Source organism: Streptomyces sp. NPDC012825 (assembly GCF_042900925.1).
Lineage (GTDB): Bacteria > Actinomycetota > Actinomycetes > Streptomycetales > Streptomycetaceae > Streptomyces.
Genome location: NZ_JBIBBZ010000026.1, coordinates 17,938 through 35,536, shown reverse-complemented (window position 1 = coordinate 35,536; position 17,599 = coordinate 17,938). Strand labels below are relative to the sequence as shown.

Sequence of the window (17,599 nt, the reverse complement as noted above, 5' to 3'; positions counted from 1 at the left end):
CCTATGAAGGCGCGACCCCCGCCTCCGCCGCCGCTTCGCACCGCGCAGCCCGTTCGCTGCCCGGTGGCGACACCCGTTCGATGACGTGGTTCGCCCCCTATCCCCTGTTCCTGGTACGGGGAGAGGGCACACGGGTCCAGGACGCCGACGGGCACTGGTACGAGGACATGATCGCCAACTACGGGGCCTTGGCCCACGGTCACGACCATCCGGCACTGGTGGCGGCCGTCACCGGACAGATGGCCCGCGGCACCGCACCGGGCGGTCCGGTTCCGCTCCAGTACGAACACGCGGAACGACTGCGCGCCCTCAATCCCTCCCTGGAACGCGTCAGGTACTGCAACAGCGGCACGGAGGCGACCATGTGGGCGGTCCGTACCGCGCGCGCGTACACCGGCCGCGACCTGATCGTGAAGATCGACGGCGGCTACCACGGGACCCACGAGTGGGGACAGGTCAACGCCTTCTTCGCCCCGCACCGGACCGCTCCGGCGCGTCTCGCGGGGGCGTCCGAGGCGCGACTGGCGTCCGGTGTCGCCCTGTCGACCGCCGTCGACGTCGTGGCGATACCGTACAACGACCTCTCCGTCGCCGCGGCGGTCCTGCGCCGGCTGGGCGAGCAGGTCGCCGCCGTCGTCGTGGAACCGGTTCTCGGTGTCGGCGGTGGCATTCCCTCGGCGCCCGGTTACCTCGCCGGACTGCGGCGTCTCACCCGGGAGACGGGTGCCCTGCTCGTACTCGACGAGTGCGCCACTCTCCGGCTCGGCCCCTGGCAGGTCAAACACGGCGTCGTCCCCGACCTGACCACCCACAGCAAGATCGTCGGAGGCGGGCTGCCCCTGGGTGTCTTCGGCGGACGCGAGGACGTCATGGCCCTCTTCGACCCCTCCGGTTCTAAACCCGTCTACCACGCCAGCGCCTTCGGGGGGAACAGCCTCTCCCTGGCCGCCGGAGCAGCCGCCCTCGACCACTTCGGTGCGGACGAGATCGCCCACCTCGACCTCCTGGGCCACCGGCTGCGCGCGGGACTGGACGCGGCGGCCGCTTCGGTGGGGGTGGCGGGCCGGTCGGTGGGAGAGGGCGGCCTCAGCTACTTCCACTTCGGGAGCACGCCCCCACGCGACGCCGCCGACACCGCCCGCCTCCGCGAAGGCAGGGCGGAGCTGCGGTCGTTGCTGCACCTCCGTCTCCTGCACGCCGGTTTCCTCACCGCCCCGCACGGTCTGTTGTGCCAGCACGTGCCGACCTCGCCGGAAAGCGTGGACGCCCTCGTGGACGCCTACGGCAACGCCCTCGACGACCTGCGCCCCTACATCGCCGTCCATCATCCGGAACTACTGGAGAAGGACACCGTCCGCACTCGCCGGGACGCGCCGTGAGCCGCCCGTCCGAACCGGCGGACTGGACGCTCGCACAGGCCGTCGCGCACCTGCGGACGGGCCGCACCACCCCCGTCGCCTACCGTGAGGCCCTCGCCGCCCGTACCCATGAGCACGCGCACCTCAACGCGTACCTCCACGAGACGTTCCACGGCCTCGAAGCCGGACGCGACGGCTTCCTGTCCGGTGTGCTCCTCGCGGTGAAGGACAACATCGACGTGGCGGGTGTGCCCACCACGGCAGGCACTCCGGCCCTGCGGGAACACCTCCCCTCGCGCTCCAGCACGGCCTGGGAGCGCTGCGCGCGGGCCGGTGCCACCCTGGCGGGAAAGACCGCGCTGCACGAGCTGGCCTATGGCACGACCGGTCATCACGCCCTGGGGCCGCCCGCGCTCAATCCCTCCGCACCGGACCACCTGGCCGGCGGCAGCAGTTCGGGGACCGCCGCGGCCGTCGCCGCGCGCCTCGTGCCGGCGGGTCTGGGCACCGACACCGGGGGCTCCGTCCGCATCCCGGCGGCGCTCTGCGGCATCGTCGGGTACCGGCCCACCCAGGGCCGTTACCCGGCGGACGGGGTGGTGCGCGTCTCCACCAGCCGGGACACGGTCGGCGTGATGACCCGCGACGTCCATGACGCGCGCCTGCTCGACCGGGTTCTGGCCGGTCCCCGGGCCTGTACCGACACGCCGTCTTCCCGGGTTCCCAGGGCCGTGCTTCCCGCCCCTCTCTGGGAGGACCTCGACCCGCGGGTCGAGCAGGTCTGCCGGGCCGCCTGCGAACGGCTGAGTGCCGCAGGCTGGGAACTGGTCGAACGCACGCTGCCCGGTTTCTCCTGGCACGACGTGCTGCGGAGCGCGACCCTCGTCCCCGCGCGCGAGACCCGCCGCGCCCTCGCGGCCTATCTCGCCCGCCACCCCGGCGCGCCCGAGGCGGACGAGGTACTGCGCGCGGTGTCGGGCGAGGATGTCCGCGAACTCGTCCTGCCACTGCTCGGAGGCGGTGGGCCGGACCGGACCGCCTACGAGGAGGCCCTACACCGCGCCCGACTGCTGGCGAGTCGGCTGGACGCCCTGAGGAGACGGGAGAGAGCGCACGTGCTGCTGGCGCCGACGACTACGCTTCCGGCTCCCGGAAAGGACGTGCGCGCCACCCTGACCCTCCCCCCGGGCGAGGCGTCCACCTTCCTCACCTACATCCGTAACACGGCGGTGGCGGCCGTGACGGGGAGCCCGTCCATAACGGTCCCGGCCGGCCGCACCGCCACCGGTCTTCCGGTGGGCCTGCTCCTGGACGCCGCCCCGGGCGCGGACACGACGCTGCTCGCCGTCGCCGAACGGGCGGCCGACCTCCTTTCCGGACGGGAGGACGAGTGACTCCGGACGTGTACGACGACGGCCTGCCCTCCCCCTGGGACTGCGAGGAAGTGGACCTGAGCGTGTACGCGCGGCGGATCGGCCTGCGCGACCTGGGCCCCGGTGATCCCGCGGAGAGGCTGCGCGCCCTCCACCGAGCGCACGTGGGCGCCATCCCGTTCGACAACCTCGACCTCGTCGCCGACGTCCCGGTCGGACTCGGCTCCGCGGAGATCCTGCGCAAACTGAGCGGTTCACGAGGCGGCTGCTGCCACGAGCACAACCTGTTGTTCGGCTGCGTCCTGGAGCGCCTGGGCTATCGTGTGGACAGGATCGCCGCACGCGTGCGGCTGGGCGGCGAAGGACCGCGCCCCCGCACCCACATGGCACTGCGCGTTCGGCGAGGCCCTCACACATGGCTGTGCGACGTCGGGTTCGGTGTCCGGGGCTTCCTCGAACCGTTGCCCCTGTACGACGGCGCGACGTCCCACCAGCTCGGCCAGACCTTCCGTATCCGTACTCTGTCGTCCCCCTTCTGGACCGTCGAGGTGTACCAGGAGGACGACTGGACGGCGCTCTACCACTTCACCCTCGAACCCCAGCAGCCCGTGGACTTCGTCGTCGCCCACCACTTCCTGGCCACCCATCCGCGCTCGATGCTGCGCAAAACTCCGCTGCTCCAGCTGACCACTCCCGAAACGCGCCTGCACCTGCGGGGACTCGACCTCCTGGAGATACGGGCCGGTGTACAGCACACGCGCAGGCTGACTCGCATGTCGCTCGAAGCGGATCTGGCGTGCTTCGGCATCCGTCTGCCCCCGGATCGGCTGAGCGACCTCGCGCGGCGTCTCTTTCCCCTCCCGCTGGAGGGGAAAGAGACGCCGTGACGGCGACCGTACATCCGCTCCGCCGGAGCCTCAGCCGACCAGGATCGCCTTGGAGCGGTGTCCCGCCTTTCGACTGTGTCGCACGGCGGCCCGGACATCCGAGAGGTCGAACGTCTCAGCCTCGGGGACCTCGATCGTGCCGTCGGCCAGTTGGGCGGCGGCCCGCGCCATCACGTCACCGACCTCTCCGGGAGTGAGCCGGGACAGGCGTTCGGGAAGCCAGAAACCCGTCATGGTGATTCCGCGGAACAGGAGGTCCTCCGGGCGGACGGTGACGGGCAGGCCGGACAGGAGGCCGTAACTGACGAACCGGCCGTGCGGACGCAGGACCCGGAGCGACAGGTCGGCGACCGGGCCGCCGACGGCGTCCACCACGGCGCGGATGCCCCGGGTGGCGGCGATCTCCGAAAGCTGCCGTTCCAGGGTGGGTTCGTCCTCGCGCAGGACAGCGAAAGCACCGGTCTCCATGAGGGACCGCCGATGACGCCGGTCACGTACCAGGGCTATGCAGCGTACGCCTCTCAGGTGGGCGAGACGGATCATCATCCGTGCGACCGAGGAGGCGGCCGCGGTGAACAGGACGAGGTCTTCCGGCTCCACGGCGAGGCTTTCGAGCAGGAGGTTGGCGGTGACGGGGTTGACGGTCAGCCGGCAGGCCGCGTCGTCGCTCAGCTCCGGGGGCACGGGGTGGGCGTCCCGGTGGTCCGCGACGACGTACTCGGCCCAGGTGCCCGGGGCTGAGACGGCCACGCGCGTGCCCATCAGGTGACACGCGTCCGGTCCGGCCCGGTCGACCACGCCGACTCCCTCGAACCCGACGGGGGCCGCCGCGTGGACGCCGTCGGGGTGGACTCCCGGGACGAAGGAGGCGGGCCTCCCGTAACGGCCCTCCACCAGGAGGAGGTCCGAAGGGTTGACGGGCCGGGCGCGCATGCGCACGCGCACCTGGCGGGGGCCGGGTTCCGGAACCGGACGGTGGGCGAGGACCAGCACGTCGGCGGGATCGCCGTAGTGGGCGAAGACGATCTGTCGCACGGCCGGGCTCCTAGCCGAGACCGGTACGGAAGGAAGAATGGGCGAGGAGGTGGTCGCGGATTTCCCGGACGCTGTGGGTGCCCCGGTGGACCATGGCGTTGACCAGGACGTAGGTGGAGTCCCCCGCGCCGAGGGCCTCCTGGAGGTGGTCGAGACTGCCGCAGCCGCCCGACGCTATGACAGGGAGGCCCGAGGCGGTGGCGACGGCCCGGACCAGCTCCAGGTCGAAGCCGGCTCCGGTGCCCTCCCGGTCGATGTTGTTGGCGAGGATGGCGGCCACGTTCAGTTCGGCGAGCTGCCGGGCGACGTCCGCGGCGTCGCGTCCGGTGCTCCGTTCGCCGTCGTGGACGTAGACCTGCCACTGGCCTGGCCCGGCGGACCGGCAGTTGACGACGCCCATGAGGCGGTGGGCACCATACGCCTCGGCGACCTGGGTCACGGTGTCCGGCTTCTCGATCAGGGCGGTGCTGACGGAGAGGACGTCGGCTCCTGCCTCCAGGAGTCCGCCGGCGTGCACCGCGGACGGGATGTCACCGTGGCCCACGGAAACCAGCAGGCTCATCCCGGTCGTGCTGAGGTCGCGCAGCAGGCCGGGGAGATAGTCGACGGCGTCCCAGGGGTCGAACACGTCGAGGAAGAGCTTCTGCGCGCTGCCGGAGGCGTACGCCTCGGCGATGGCCAGGACGTCGCCGGGATCGGTCAGATGGGGAATGCCGCTCGGCTCTGTGGCACGGCCATGGGAGACGTCGATGCAGGGGATGACCAGATCGCCTATGTGGGAGTGCTGGTCATGGAAGACGGGCCGGGACATGGGAGACCTTTCACGTGTCGTCGAGGAGCTGGGCGAGTCGCCTGCTCCGGGGGGCCAACTGGCGGGCGACCGCGATGGCGCTGCCGAGGGCGTTTTCGAGGGTGTTGACGGGTGTGGTGACGTGACCGGCGAGGAAGATGCCGCCGTCCCCCTGGGAGCGCAGGAGTTCCCTCTGTGCTTTCAGCATGCCGGGAGTCGGTTGCACCGTCCGGAAGCCCGCCGAGGCGAGGGGGGTGCGGGGGCGGGGTTTCCTGTGGGTCACCTGGCTGACGAACAGGTCGCCGTTCTTCGTGGGGTACCAGTCCGTGGTCTCCGCCCAGGGGCCGTGGACGGTGACGGTCGAGGGCGCCCAGGTGTCGCGGTCCACGGGCATGTGGCAGGCGTCCCGGTGCACCTGGTAGAGGAGGGGGCGGTAGGCGTAGGACGCCAGCCGCGCTCGCAGGGGGCCGAAGTGTGGGGACAGGATTCGTGCGGCCTCGTCGGCGGGCACGGCGAGGACGAGGGCGTCCACCCGGTACCGGCGCCCATTCGTGTCGGTCAGCTCCGGTTTCCCTCCGTGCCGGTGGACCATCCGCAGGGCGGTGCCAAGAGCCAGTTGGACGCGGGACGACCGCGAGACCAAGTGCTGGGCGAGCGAATGCATGCCGCCGCGCAGCCGGCAGCTCACCGGGGCCGGCGCGGCGGGATCCTCGGCCCACAGCTCCCCCACGGCACGGGCCGACAACAGACCGGCCTGCTCCAGGGTGCAGCCGAAGGTCGCGGCCGGCAGGGAGTACACCGCCACCTCCTTCACCCGCCGGGGCAGGTCGAAGTCCTCGACCATCTCCCGCAGCGGTACCTCCCAGCCGAGTCGTTCGTTCTTCCAGTGGTGCGCCTGCTCCGCCAGGAGGGCTGCCGCCCGCACCGCCTCCTCGCGGCGCACCGGGGCGAACGGGGAAGCGGTACAGCGGGAGCCGTCCGCCTCCCCGCGGTCGCTCAGGAGGAGGCGTCCGGAAGGGAGGGGCAGCCATTGCCCGCGATCCAGGCCGAGCGCCCCGGAGAGCCGCGCGACCAGGGAGTGCGGGCCCGAGGGGACTGCCCGCACCCCTAATTCCACGGCTTCGGGCACGTGCACCGGATCAGGCGGGAAGAACGTGCGGAGATTTCCTCCCGGAGTTTTCCGCTCCTCCAGGAGGAGGACATCGTGCGACTCCTCCAGAAGCCACGCGGCAGCCAGTCCTGCCATGCCCGCCCCGGCTATAGCGACACGCATTTGTTCCCTCAGTTCGCAGGAGGAAGGGTTCCTTTTCAGGACTCGTTCGCGGCGGACTTCCAGAAGTCGCCGATCGATTCTTCCAGCAGGCGAGCGTGAAACAACGCCTCCTGTGGATCGTCGCCACGGTCCAGGCCGTCCTGGACGACATCGAGCGCCAGCTCGGTCAGCTCACCCGACGCGCCGCCCTCGTAATACTCGACGAACTCCGCGGGAGCGTTGATCCTCAGCTCCCGCACCTGTTGCACGAGGGATGCGCAACCGGAGAAGTACACCACCATGTCCGTGTAGGACGAGAGCGCGAAAGAGGCCTGGCTCCCCCTGCTCGCCACCCAACTGAGCGTTCCGTTGAAAGCGTAGGTTTCGCGGCCCTCGGGCCAGAACCTTTCGAAGGGGTCGGACATTCCGAGAGCTTCGGCGCACTTGCTCAGTTTCGGCTGGGCGTCGTAGACCAGACGGGAGAGGCCGATGAACAGATCGGCGGCCGGACGGAGCGGGAAGCGCGCCAGCATGGTCCCGTAGGCGGCCAGCTCGGCACGGTGGCACTGAGCCTCTGTGCCGACCAGGCGCCGGAACAGCTCCGGCGCCCGGTTGCGGTCACCGAGTGCGTCGAGAAGGGCGTTGCCCACAGGAGCGCGCTTGCGCTGCTCCTCGAGACATCGCGCGAGCTCCCTGGCGTCCGAAGGAATGATGTCGGGCATGCAACCTCGTCCTTTTTTGGCTCGTTTTAAATTTCCTCCGGGTCGACCGGAGGATGCCCGCAAGATTCGCGCGAGCACATGGAGATAAACGGCGCGCTACGGCTGAAAAAGGGCCGGATAAGTGGTTGACGATCTCCGCCAGCCCACGCCACGACCCGCCGGGGCCACCTTCATTACTACACGAACCAAAGGGATGGGCAAGGGGGTCATCAAGATTCTATTAACTCGTCGCAACGATTTTGGATCTTTCGGAGAGGAGGGCCGACCCCACCGGCCCGACCGCCCAGACAAGAGGGGTGAATCTCTTCCAGGACCCTGCTGAACGAATCGCGGGTTAACCACTGTTGCACATGTTTTCCATGCGCCGAGAGAGGCGAAAGGACCTGGGATTTTTTTCCGGCGGAGTGAATCGGATAGCGATACCCGGGTAGGCGGTGGGCCCCAACAGAATCGCCGTGCAAGCATCCGGCACCCATGGGATCGTGCATTTCCGTTTTGCTTCGTCCCAGGTCGGACACAGCCGCCGGCAACCGCCCCTCCACGTCCAGTCATCGAGGCGCCGTATGGTCCAGACCCCTGTCCAACTGCCGGACTCCGTCCGGCGGTGGAACGACACCACCACCGATTACCCCCGGGACGCGCTGATTCCCGGACTGTTCGAGGAGCAGGCTCAGCTCCGTCCTCGCTCTCCCGCGGTGCTGTGGGAGGGAGGAGTCTGGGACTACGGCGAGCTGCTGGATCGCGTGCGGCGCGGCGCGGCACGTCTGCGGGCACGCGGAGTGGGGGACGGAGACCGCGTCGCGCTCCTCCTGTCCCGCTCCCCGGAGGCCGTCGCGGCCGTGTTCGCCGTCCTTGAGGCCGGCGCGGTATACCTGCCGCTGGACCCCTCGCACCCCGCCGACCGTCTCTCCTCGATCCTGCGCGACGCGGGCGTCCGCACGGTCGTCACCGCCGACACGGAACCGCGCACCGGGCCGGCCGGGGAATTCGACCGGATGACCGTCACCGAACTCACGTCACGGGAAGGTCCCGGTCCGGCCGGGAACCGGACAGCGCGACGGCGCGCCACCGATGCGGCCTACGTCGTCTACACGTCCGGTTCGACCGGCAAGCCCAAAGGCGTCGTCTGTGCGCATCGGGGCCCCGTCCGCCTGGTGCGCGGAACCGAGGTCCTCCGGCTGACACCGGCCGACCGTCTGCTCGCCACTACCAATCTGACCTTCGACGTCTCCTGCTTCGAACTGTTCGCCCCGCTGCTGAACGGCGCCGCCCTGGTCCTGCCCGACCCCGAGACCCTCCTCGACCCGGCCGCCCTAGAACAGCTGCTCGGCGACCGCGGGATTACCGTGATGTGGCTCAGCGCCGGCCTCTTCCACCTGCACGCCGAACAGCGTCCCGGGATGTTCTCGAATCTGCGGTGCCTGATCGCGGGCGGTGACGTTCTCAACCCTTCAACCGTGAGAGCCGTACTGGAGCATGGGACCCCCGCCCTCTTCCTGAACGGCTACGGCCCCACCGAGAACTCCGTGTTCTCCACCACGCACGTCATCGACTCACTCGCCCCAGAAGCCCATGGCGTCCCTATCGGCCGGCCGGTGGCTGCCTCCACCGCCTATGTCGTACGGGACGACGGCACCCCTGCCGGGCCTGGGGAGGTCGGTGAACTGTGGGTCGGTGGTGATGGCGTGGCACTCGGATATCTCGGCGACCGCGCCAGGACGGCGGCGGCCTTCGTCCCCGACCGGTTCCGTCCCGGCCCGGGACGTCGTCTGTACCGCACGGGAGATCTGGCCGAATGGCGGACGGACGGGGTCATCGAGTTCCACGGGCGCCGGGACAGGCAGGTCAAGATCCGCGGCTTCCGGGTCGAACTCGACGAGGTCGAGACCACCCTCACCGACCACCCGCAGGTCAACGAGTCCGTCGTCGGCGTCCTGGGGGAGGGCGCCTCGCAGCACCTGGCCGCCGCCGTCGTGCCTACACCGGAGCAGGACGACGGCCTGGCCGGGGAACTCGGCGAGTACCTGCGCGAGCGGTTGCCGCCGCACATGCGGCCCGCGCGCGTCGTCCCCGTATCCGAACTCCCTCTCAACAGCAGCGGCAAGGTCGACCGGGGCCGACTGCGGGAACTCACGGACGACGCGGCCCGGGAACCGGTGGGAACCGCCGAAGGCCCCCGGGGAGAGGACGAGGAGGTTGTCGCCGAGGTCTGGCGCCGTTTCCTCCGCGTCGACGGCGTCGGGCGCCGGGACGACTTCCTCGCCCTGGGCGGTACCTCGCTCCAGGCGACCCGGATCGCCGCGGTCGTCCGTGAGCGTCTCGGCATCCGGTCGGCCTTCACCCGGACCCTCGTCCGGGTCCTCCTCGACAACCCCACTCTGGCAGCGTTCACGGAGCGGGCGTCCGAGCTGCGTCATTCGCCCGGCGAAGCCGCCCACGACGTCCCGGTCGACTTGGCCGCCGAGGCCGTTCCGGCCCCGGCCCTGCGGTTCGACGCGCCCGCCGCCGACGGCGTCCCGACGGAACGCCACGAGAAGAGGGTCCCTCGTTCCGTGCTGCTGACGGGAGCGACCGGCTTCCTTGGGGTCCACCTCCTCGACCGCCTCGCCGCGTCCGGCGTCCGGCGCGTCCACTGTCTCGTGCGCGCTCGTGACGGCGCCGAGGCCCTCGCCCGTCTGCGGGGCCGACTGCGGCACTACGGCCTCGACCCCGACCGCTGGGCGGACCGCGTCGCGGTGGTGCCCGGCGATCTGGGCCTGCCGCGTTTCGGGCTGGACGACGGGACCTGGGACGACCTCGCCCAGGAGGTGGAGGTCGTCCTCCACAACGGCGCCCAGGTCAACTTCGCCTACCCGTACGAGGCCCTGTCCGCCGCGAACGTCGGGGGGACCCGGACCGTCCTGGCCCTGGCGACGGAACGGCGGCTCAAGGCCGTGCACCACGTCTCCAGCATGAGCGTCATCGCCGGTTCCGGACTCGCCGGTGTACGGCGGGTGGACGAGGACACCCCTCTGGCCCATCCAGAACTGCTCTCCCAGGGCTACACCGAGACCAAATGGGTCGCAGAACGCCTCGTCTCCCTGGCGGCGCGGCGCGGACTTCCGGTCACCATTCACCGGCCCCACGAGATCACGGGTGCCACGGACAGCGGCACGTGGAACACCGACACCATGATGTGTGCGCTCTTCCGCACCGTGGCGGAAACCGGAACGGCCCCGGACGTCCCTCTGCTACTGGACTTCGTCCCGGTGGACTACACCGCGGCCGCCATCGTCCACATCCTCACCCACCAGCCCTGCGAGGGCCGTGTCCACCACCTCGCCAACCCCCGCCCCGCATTGCTGCACCTGCTGGTGGAACGCCTGCGTGCCATGGGTTACCGCGTCCGGGAGCAGCCCTACTCCACCTGGACCCGGCACATGGCCGAGCTGACGGCCCGCGATCCTGAGCACCCCCTGGCCCCGTACGTTCCGATGTTCACCGAACCGGCCCGTCGCTCCACCCTCTCGATCGCGGAGATGTACTTCGCCGGCACGTTTCCACGTTTCGGCCGGGACAATACCGAGGACGCGCTCACCGGAAGCGGTATCGTCTGCCCGCCCGTCGACGCGCGGCTGATCGACACCAACCTCCAGTTCCTGAGGGGGGCCGGTCTTCTTCCCGCCCTCACGACGCCGGACGAGGACGAGGGCCGCGGGAGGGAGCCGGCCGGGTGACGCCCGGCCCCCGCCGTCCGACGGACGCCTTTTGCGCCGGTTGCCGGGCGGATTCCCCGCCCGGCAGCCGTTCCCGGCCCTAAGGCCGGTGGGAACCCTTCTCACGCACATCAACCGCCCGCGCCGCCGCTGCGGCGAAGTCCCGGACGTCCTCTTCCGTGGTGTCGAACGAACACATCAGGCGCACTTCGTTCCGGTTGTTTTCGTCGGGGCGCAGGTCATACCGTCCGGAGAGTGCGGCCGGAACGGCTCCGGAGAAAATGACGAACACAGCGTTGGCCTCGACCGGCCGGACGACTGTCACTCCTTCCACCCGTGCGAGGAGAGAGCCCAGCAGTCTCGCCATGGCATTCGCGTGAGCCGCGTTGCGGTGCCACAGGTCTCCGCCGAGGAGCGCCTCGAACTGGACGGAGAGGAAGCGCATCTTGGAGGCGAGCTGCGTGGTGCGCTTGCGCAGGCGGGCCGTGCCCGAGACACGGGACGGGTCGAGGACTACCACGCACTCACCGAAGAGGAGACCGTTCTTGGTACCGCCGAAGGACAGGATGTCCACCCCCGCGTCCGTCGTGCAGGCCGACAGGGGGACGCCCAGGGACGCGGCCGCGTTCGCGAGGCGTGCCCCGTCCATGTGGACGGTGAGGCCGTGCGCGTGGGCGCGCGCGGCGAGATCGCGGACCTCCTCCGGGGTGTAGCAGGTTCCCAATTCCGTGGCCTGCGTCAGGGAAAGAACCTGCGGCCGAGCGCTGTGCTCGTCCGCCGACGCCTGCAGCACGGCTTCCACCGCCCGGGACCCGATCTTCCCGTCCGTGGAGGGGACCCCCAGCAACTTCAGTCCCGCGACGTGCTCCGGTCCCCCTCCCTCCTCCTGGTTCACGTGGGCCCGCTCGGCACAGACGACCGCGCCCCATCGGCTGGTGACGGCCTGCAGCGCGACGACGTTCGCTCCGGTGCCGTTGAAGACCGGAAAAACTTCGGCGACGGGTCCGAAATGACGACGGAAGGTGTCCTTCAGACGGGCGGTGTAGCCGTCCTTTCCGTAGGCCTTCTGGTGTCCCCCGTTCGCAAGGAGCAGTGCGGAGAAGACCTCCGGGTGGGCTCCCGAGCAGTTGTCACTCGTGAAGTCGCGCCGTCCGGGGTCGTGACGCAGGATCGCATCGGTGGGGAGCGACGAAGGTCGCAGGGATGACGTCACGCAGAGCGGTGAGGCCTGCCTGGTAAGGGCGGCTGCTCTTCAACCACCCGCGACGTAGCTCCAGTACGGGTCGAGGAGTGTTCCGAGCTGCCGGGCGGTGTGCAGGACGCGGGCGGGTTCCTCGCCTTGGGCCAGACCGTACTCGAGGACCTCCAGTGTTCCTTCGGCGACCTCCGGGGGCGGCCTGTCACCCCACGACTCCATGTACGTGAGCACGGGGACCGGGACGTCAGGCATTTCACGCGAGGCCTCGATGATGCGGGAGAAGAGCGTGCACCAGGTCGACAGGTCCGTGTGGAGGTAGAGGGCGGCTTCGGCGGGGCCGGCCTGGGTGCCCATCCAGGTCAGGTCGCGCACCACGCGGAAGAGCCCTTGGTCGACCGGGACCGACGGGATGTCGGGGCCGGGGATGTCGACGGACGGTGCTGCTTCGCGCAGGAGTCCGCGTGCGGTGGCGATGGTGTGCTGAATGAAGGAGAACATGGTGGCGGGTACCTCGTGGCGGTGCCGGGCCACCAGGAGCGCGTAGGTGGACAGCTCGGCCTCCTGACACTGGTACTCGGCCAGCAGGATCCTCCTGAAGTGCTCGGGACCGATCTGCCCGGAGCGTGCCAGTTCGACGATCCTATTGCCGCTGACGAACCGTTCGACATCCGGCTTCATCGCCTCGACAAGCTGCTCGGGCTTCATAGCGCTCTCCTTCTCATGGGCGGGCATGTAGAGATGAAAGGCTCGCTCCGGAGGGAAGCGGCCGATCACCGGCGTACCGGACGGCCCCGTTGGATCACGTGCCGTACGCGTCCGGTGGCGGTGATGTCCTGGAAGGGGTCGCCCTGGAGGGCGATGAGGTCGGCGGTGGCCCCGGGGGCGACGGTGCCCAGATCGGGTCGGCCGAGGAGGTCGGCCGCGGTGCTCGTGGCTGCCCGCAGGGCACGCAGAGCGGTGTAGCCGTGGTCCATCAGGGTGGGAAACTCCCGCCAGTTATCGGCGTGGGGGAACATGCCGGCGTCGGTCCCGAACGCCGTCTTCACATCGGTCCGGGCGGGCCGCAGGAGTCCTTCGCGCAGCGCCGCGGCGTGTTCGCGGTAGTTCTTGCGTGCGAAGACCATGGAACCGTCCCAGAAGGCGTCGTCGTCGAGCCGGTCGAGGAAGTAGGTCTGCACGTACTGGGTGGGCACCAGGAACGTGCCGGCTTCTTCCATGGCCCGGTAGGTGGGTGCGGTGGCGAAACAGCCGTGCTCCACGCTGCGCACTCCCGCGGTGACGGCGCGCATGACGGCGCGGTCGGTGAAGACGTGCGCCGCGCAGGGCAGGCCGAGGTCGTCGGCGGCGGCGACGATGGTGTGGACCTCGACGCGCGAGTAGGAGGTGCTGGTGGGGCTGTCCACCGGTGAGGAGAATCCGCCGCCGCCCGCGAACTTGATCCAGTCCGCTCCCGAGCGGGCCTGCTCGCGTACCGCGCGGCGCAGTCCCTCGACGCCTTCTGCGAGGGTGCCGATCTGGTGGCCGTACCGCTGGGCGAGGTCGGGCTTCTTGTCTCCGTGACCGCCTTGCGGGGACAGGATGTTGGGCGCTGCGAGGATGCGCGGTCCCTCGATCAGGCCGTCCTCGACCGCGTCGCGCAGCGACACGTTGAGGGGGAGGTGGGCACCGCCGAGGTCCCGGACGGTGGTGAACCCGTTGTGCAGCAACGTGCGAAGGACGGGCACGGCGGTGAGGGTCTGGTACGCGGCGGGTCCGGTCTCCGCTCCCTCGTCGAGGAGGTGGACGTGGCAGTCGATGAATCCGGGCAGCAGCGTGCAGCCGGGCATGTCGAGCACGTCCGCCTCCGGACCCGGGACGAGGTCGTGTGCGACGGACGCGACGCGACCGCCGCGCACGAGGACGGTCAGCCCGTCGACGGGGGCGTCCGCGACCCCGTCCCACACGCGGTCGGGTCGCAACAGGATCTCTCGGTGGTCGGGTGCGGGCACGGATGGCCTCCGGAACAACGAGCGCGGCAAGGGCGAGTGTGGAGGGGCTTCCGCGTCCTTCAGACGGCGGCGAGCGGGGTGTAGCGAGGGTTACTCCAGACGTCACCGGGGCCCGGGTTGCCGGTCTCGGGGCGGGCGCCGAACTGACGCAGCACCCCCCAGGCGGCATTGAGACCGGAGGCGAGGGCGTGGTCGAGCCAGCCGGGTGACCAGGAGGTGTCGTCGCCGGCCAGGTAGAGGGCGTTCGGCGGTTCGCCCGGTACGGCCGGGGAACCGGTGAAGTCCTTGAGGAAGTGGGCGAAGAGGTCCCGCTGGTAGGGGTAGTCACCCGGGCAGGACCAGCGGCACAGACCTCGGAAGTTCTTCTCGTTCTCCCACGACACCGTCACCGCCTCACCCGTGCGGACTTGGGCGCGCAGTTCGTCCGCCACCGAGGGATGGATGTCCGCGAGGTCGCGGACGAAGAGGGCGACCCTCTCCTCCAGGTCGGAGGGGGCGACCTTAAGGGCGTCCTGGGCCCAGCTGAAGCTGAGGTCGAGCACGCCCCGGCGGCCCCCGGGGCCGCGGGCGGGCCCGTAGTCCATGGTGTAGGCGGCGCGCGGCAACCGATCGGTGAGGGTGGCTCCGTCCATGGTCGTCGCCTCCCAGAACGGGTGCTCGACCACGAGTGCGGTCTTGGCGGACTGCCAGTAGGAGAGGCGGCGTATGGCCCTCCACAACCGGGGACCGAAGACGGGGACACGCGGATCTGTGGAGCGCACCTCGACCCCGGTCTCCAGGAGGCGCAGCTGTGGGGTGAACACCGCCGCCGCGAACCGTTCCTCCCGTCCGTCCGTGTCGTGCACGACCACACCACGCGCCGCGTCCGGTTCGACCTCCAGAAGGCGTACGGCGGGTCGCGGCGTCCCTTCGTTCACCGCCTCCAGACTGCGCGTCCGTCCGCGGGAGTCGACGACGGGACGGGTCCAGAAGCCTTCAGCGAGCCGGCTGATGCCGTCGGGCGCGTACAGGGTGTCGCTGCCCTCGGTGCACAGCAGCAGTCGCAGGATCTCGATCACACTGATCTCGAAGAAGGAGTCCCAGACGGCGGGCCCCACCCCTGCGGTACCCAGCAGCCGTGCCTGGTCGTGGGTCAGACCCGCACCGTCCGGTTCGCGCAGGAAGCGGTAGAAGGACCAGGACTCGAACTGGCCCAGCAGTTGGTTCCATCGGCGTCGCGCCGCGACCAGGTCACGCGCGGCCAGGTCCCGCAGGATCTGCGGGAGACCGATCCGGGCGAGGGCGCGCTGCCAGCGCGCGTGCGCCTCGCGGAAGCCGTCGTGCCGGTCGTACAGGTCCTGGATCTTCCCCACCGGGTACTGGACGCCGTCCACGTCCAGCACGGTCAGCGGCGTGACGGGGGCGGCGTAGTTGTCGCGGAACGGCTCCAGACGGACGTCGAAGGTCCGGGCATACTGGCGCAGCAGGGCGGCCGAGTCGGGAAAACGCATGCAGCCCAGTTCCACGACGGCGCTGTCCTCCTCACGGAGACGGCGGCTGTACATGCGTCCCCCCAGGCGCCGGCCGCCCGGCCCGTCCGTGCTCTGCTCGGCCTCGTACAGGACGGGGTGGCAGCCGGCCCGCAACAGTTCGTAGGCGGCGGCCAGCCCGCTGCCGCCGGCCCCGACGACGGCGACCCGCGCTCCGAGGTACTGCTCGGGGAGCCGTCCCATGCGTCGGCCGTTGCCGACGTGCGCGGCGTAGTCGAAGGGAAAGTCGATCTGGAGGTCGGTGGCGCGTGGGGGGGTATTCGGGGTCATCGCTGGCTCCGGGATGGGAGGGCGGGCAGTTGCCAGGTGTGTACGGGGGCGGCTCCCGCGGCGAGTTCCGCATAACGGACCGTCAGCTCTGCCAGTCCGCCAGGATCACGCCGTTCGGGCCGCCCGGCGTCCGGTGGTCTTGGCCGCCGCAATGCTTCGCGTGCCCGCTGCTGCCACCACGCCCCCGTACGGCCCGTCGCGACCCGGTGGTGCAGCAGGTCCAGCAAGGCATCGGTCTCGTCGGCGTCCACCGACAGCAGGGCCAGTCCCTCCCGGGCCCGTGGCAACAGTGCTTCGACCAGTGCGGCGGCTTCGTGCTCCCGTGGCGCGCCTTCGGGCGTGGGCCACCACAGAGAGGCGCGCAAGCCGTCACGCGCGGCACGGTAGAAATTCTCCTTCGCGTGGGCAAAAGGGAGTTCCTCCGCGATGTCGCGCCTGTCGGCCGTCAGGAAGACGGACAGACCGGTCAAGAAGGCGGCGTTCGCGGCCATGTCCAGCGGCGTCGGCCCGGAGGGCAGCGCCCGGAACTCGATCCGCAGGTGGCCGATCGGGTCGTACACCGGCCGGTTCCACCACCAGACCGTGCTCAGGTGCAGCCGGAGTTCCTCCAGCGCCGGCCACTTACCGGGCGCGTTGCGGCCCTCGGAGGAAACCTCGGGCAGTAGGACGTCGTAGCGGCGCACCGCTTCCTCGAACGCCGTGAGGGGACCGCCCCGCATCCATCCGTGGCCGAATCCGACCCGGGGGCCCCGGGTGCCGGCGCCGGGTGCAACGCGGTCTCCGAAGCCGTGCTCGTACAGCGGGATGCGGGCCTCCTGCCATCCGGACCGTCCCAGCGGCAGAGGCGAGTTCCCCGCGACCGCCAGAGCCGGTCCGGTGGCGAGCTGGGCGGCGTTGAAAGCGCGGTGGAAGAGGTCCGGAGCGACCGTCAGGTGTACCTGCCAGGAGCACGCCGCTCCCTGGGCCGCCACGGACTCCGCCCTGACCAGGTCCCTTTCGCCCACCGGTAGGACGAAGGGCACCGAGCGCCGGCAGGCCCAGGCCCGCTCCAGCGCGTGGTAGCGGGGCAGGTCGGTCAGGGCCCGTGCGGTCAGATCGGCTGGTGTGAGCGTCGGCAGGGTTCCGATCGGGATCGCGGCGACCGTGTGGTGGCGCGAGGCCGCAGCGGTGACGTTGGCCAGGACCTGCGACGCCTGCGCGGCCAGGTCGGTGAAGGGGCGCCCTCGCGCGGGGACCGGTGTCAGGTTCGCCTCCAGGTTGAAGCGAGCGACCTCCAGGGTGAGCCGGTCGTCCCTGGAATCCTCACGGACGGCCGCGTTCAGCGGAGCCGGACGGCCGTCCGGTTCGATGAGGGAGAACTCGAGCTCCGCTCCCAGCGTGGGCGCCACCGTCCCGAAATCGGGATCCGTGAGCACCTTCCCCAGCGTGGAAAGGCACTCCGTCAGGCGTGACCGGAAAAGCGCGTGGTCCCGCTCCGTGAACGCCACTCGACTGACTCCGCG

13 protein-coding genes are annotated in these 17,599 nt (G+C 70.4%); 4 read left to right on the top strand and 9 right to left on the bottom strand.

The window, feature by feature from the left end; genetic code table 11:
* Positions 1–80: 80 nt before the first annotated feature.
* Genes ACFY7E_RS30675 through ACFY7E_RS30665 form a run of 3 tightly spaced genes read left to right on the top strand, consistent with a single transcriptional unit; the run spans position 81 to position 3,618 of the window.
* Positions 81–1,379 carry an aspartate aminotransferase family protein gene (locus ACFY7E_RS30675; RefSeq protein ID WP_389490574.1) on the top strand — a complete coding sequence of 433 codons (1,299 nt, stop codon included), beginning with the start codon at positions 81–83 and terminating at the stop codon, positions 1,377–1,379.
* Positions 1,376–2,752, top strand: coding sequence for an amidase family protein (locus ACFY7E_RS30670; RefSeq protein ID WP_389490572.1), 1,377 nt, complete (start codon positions 1,376–1,378; stop codon positions 2,750–2,752). The genes ACFY7E_RS30675 and ACFY7E_RS30670 overlap by 4 nt, the downstream gene beginning before the upstream one ends.
* A complete protein-coding gene (locus tag ACFY7E_RS30665; RefSeq protein WP_389490569.1) occupies positions 2,749–3,618 on the top strand; it encodes an arylamine N-acetyltransferase in 870 nt (289 codons plus the stop codon). The genes ACFY7E_RS30670 and ACFY7E_RS30665 overlap by 4 nt, the downstream gene beginning before the upstream one ends.
* A gap of 30 nt (positions 3,619–3,648) precedes the next feature.
* Here ACFY7E_RS30665 and ACFY7E_RS30660 read toward each other — a convergent pair whose 3' ends face one another.
* The 4 genes from ACFY7E_RS30660 to ACFY7E_RS30645 are packed head-to-tail and all read right to left on the bottom strand — an operon-like array spanning position 3,649 to position 7,417.
* The gene (locus ACFY7E_RS30660; protein WP_389490567.1) at positions 3,649–4,653 is read right to left on the bottom strand and encodes a zinc-dependent alcohol dehydrogenase family protein; all 1,005 of its coding nucleotides are present in this window, start codon (positions 4,651–4,653) and stop codon (positions 3,649–3,651) included.
* A 10-nt stretch (positions 4,654–4,663) separates the two neighbouring features.
* Positions 4,664–5,464: a HisA/HisF-related TIM barrel protein gene (locus ACFY7E_RS30655; RefSeq protein ID WP_389490564.1), complete on the bottom strand. Its 801-nt coding sequence runs from the start codon at positions 5,462–5,464 to the stop codon at positions 4,664–4,666.
* A 10-nt stretch (positions 5,465–5,474) separates the two neighbouring features.
* Positions 5,475–6,716 carry an FAD-dependent oxidoreductase gene (locus ACFY7E_RS30650; RefSeq protein ID WP_389490561.1) on the bottom strand — a complete coding sequence of 414 codons (1,242 nt, stop codon included), beginning with the start codon at positions 6,714–6,716 and terminating at the stop codon, positions 5,475–5,477.
* 35 nt (positions 6,717–6,751) lie between these two features.
* On the bottom strand, positions 6,752–7,417 hold the full coding sequence (locus tag ACFY7E_RS30645) for a hypothetical protein (RefSeq protein ID WP_389490559.1): 666 nt from the start codon (positions 7,415–7,417) through the stop codon (positions 6,752–6,754).
* A gap of 563 nt (positions 7,418–7,980) precedes the next feature.
* Here ACFY7E_RS30645 and ACFY7E_RS30640 point away from each other — a divergent pair.
* Positions 7,981–11,133 (top strand): amino acid adenylation domain-containing protein, encoded by a 3,153-nt coding sequence (locus ACFY7E_RS30640; protein WP_389490557.1) that lies wholly within the window; start codon positions 7,981–7,983, stop codon positions 11,131–11,133.
* A 79-nt stretch (positions 11,134–11,212) separates the two neighbouring features.
* On the opposite strand, the gene ACFY7E_RS30635 is transcribed toward ACFY7E_RS30640, so the two are convergent.
* The 5 genes from ACFY7E_RS30635 to ACFY7E_RS30615 are packed head-to-tail and all read right to left on the bottom strand — an operon-like array spanning position 11,213 to position 17,584.
* Positions 11,213–12,325, bottom strand: a complete 1,113-nt coding sequence (locus ACFY7E_RS30635; RefSeq protein ID WP_389490555.1) for a threonine aldolase family protein — start codon at positions 12,323–12,325, stop codon at positions 11,213–11,215.
* A gap of 39 nt (positions 12,326–12,364) precedes the next feature.
* Positions 12,365–13,042, bottom strand: a complete 678-nt coding sequence (locus ACFY7E_RS30630; protein WP_389490553.1) for a hypothetical protein — start codon at positions 13,040–13,042, stop codon at positions 12,365–12,367.
* A gap of 38 nt (positions 13,043–13,080) precedes the next feature.
* Positions 13,081–14,298 carry an amidohydrolase family protein gene (locus ACFY7E_RS30625; protein ID WP_389490551.1) on the bottom strand — a complete coding sequence of 406 codons (1,218 nt, stop codon included), beginning with the start codon at positions 14,296–14,298 and terminating at the stop codon, positions 13,081–13,083.
* Between the two features lie 59 nt (positions 14,299–14,357).
* Positions 14,358–16,097, bottom strand: a complete 1,740-nt coding sequence (locus ACFY7E_RS30620; RefSeq protein ID WP_389490549.1) for a flavin monoamine oxidase family protein — start codon at positions 16,095–16,097, stop codon at positions 14,358–14,360.
* On the bottom strand, positions 16,094–17,584 hold the full coding sequence (locus tag ACFY7E_RS30615; protein WP_389490547.1) for a glutamate--cysteine ligase: 1,491 nt from the start codon (positions 17,582–17,584) through the stop codon (positions 16,094–16,096). Before ACFY7E_RS30615 ends, ACFY7E_RS30620 begins: the two co-directional genes overlap by 4 nt.
* Positions 17,585–17,599: the final 15 nt, after the last annotated feature.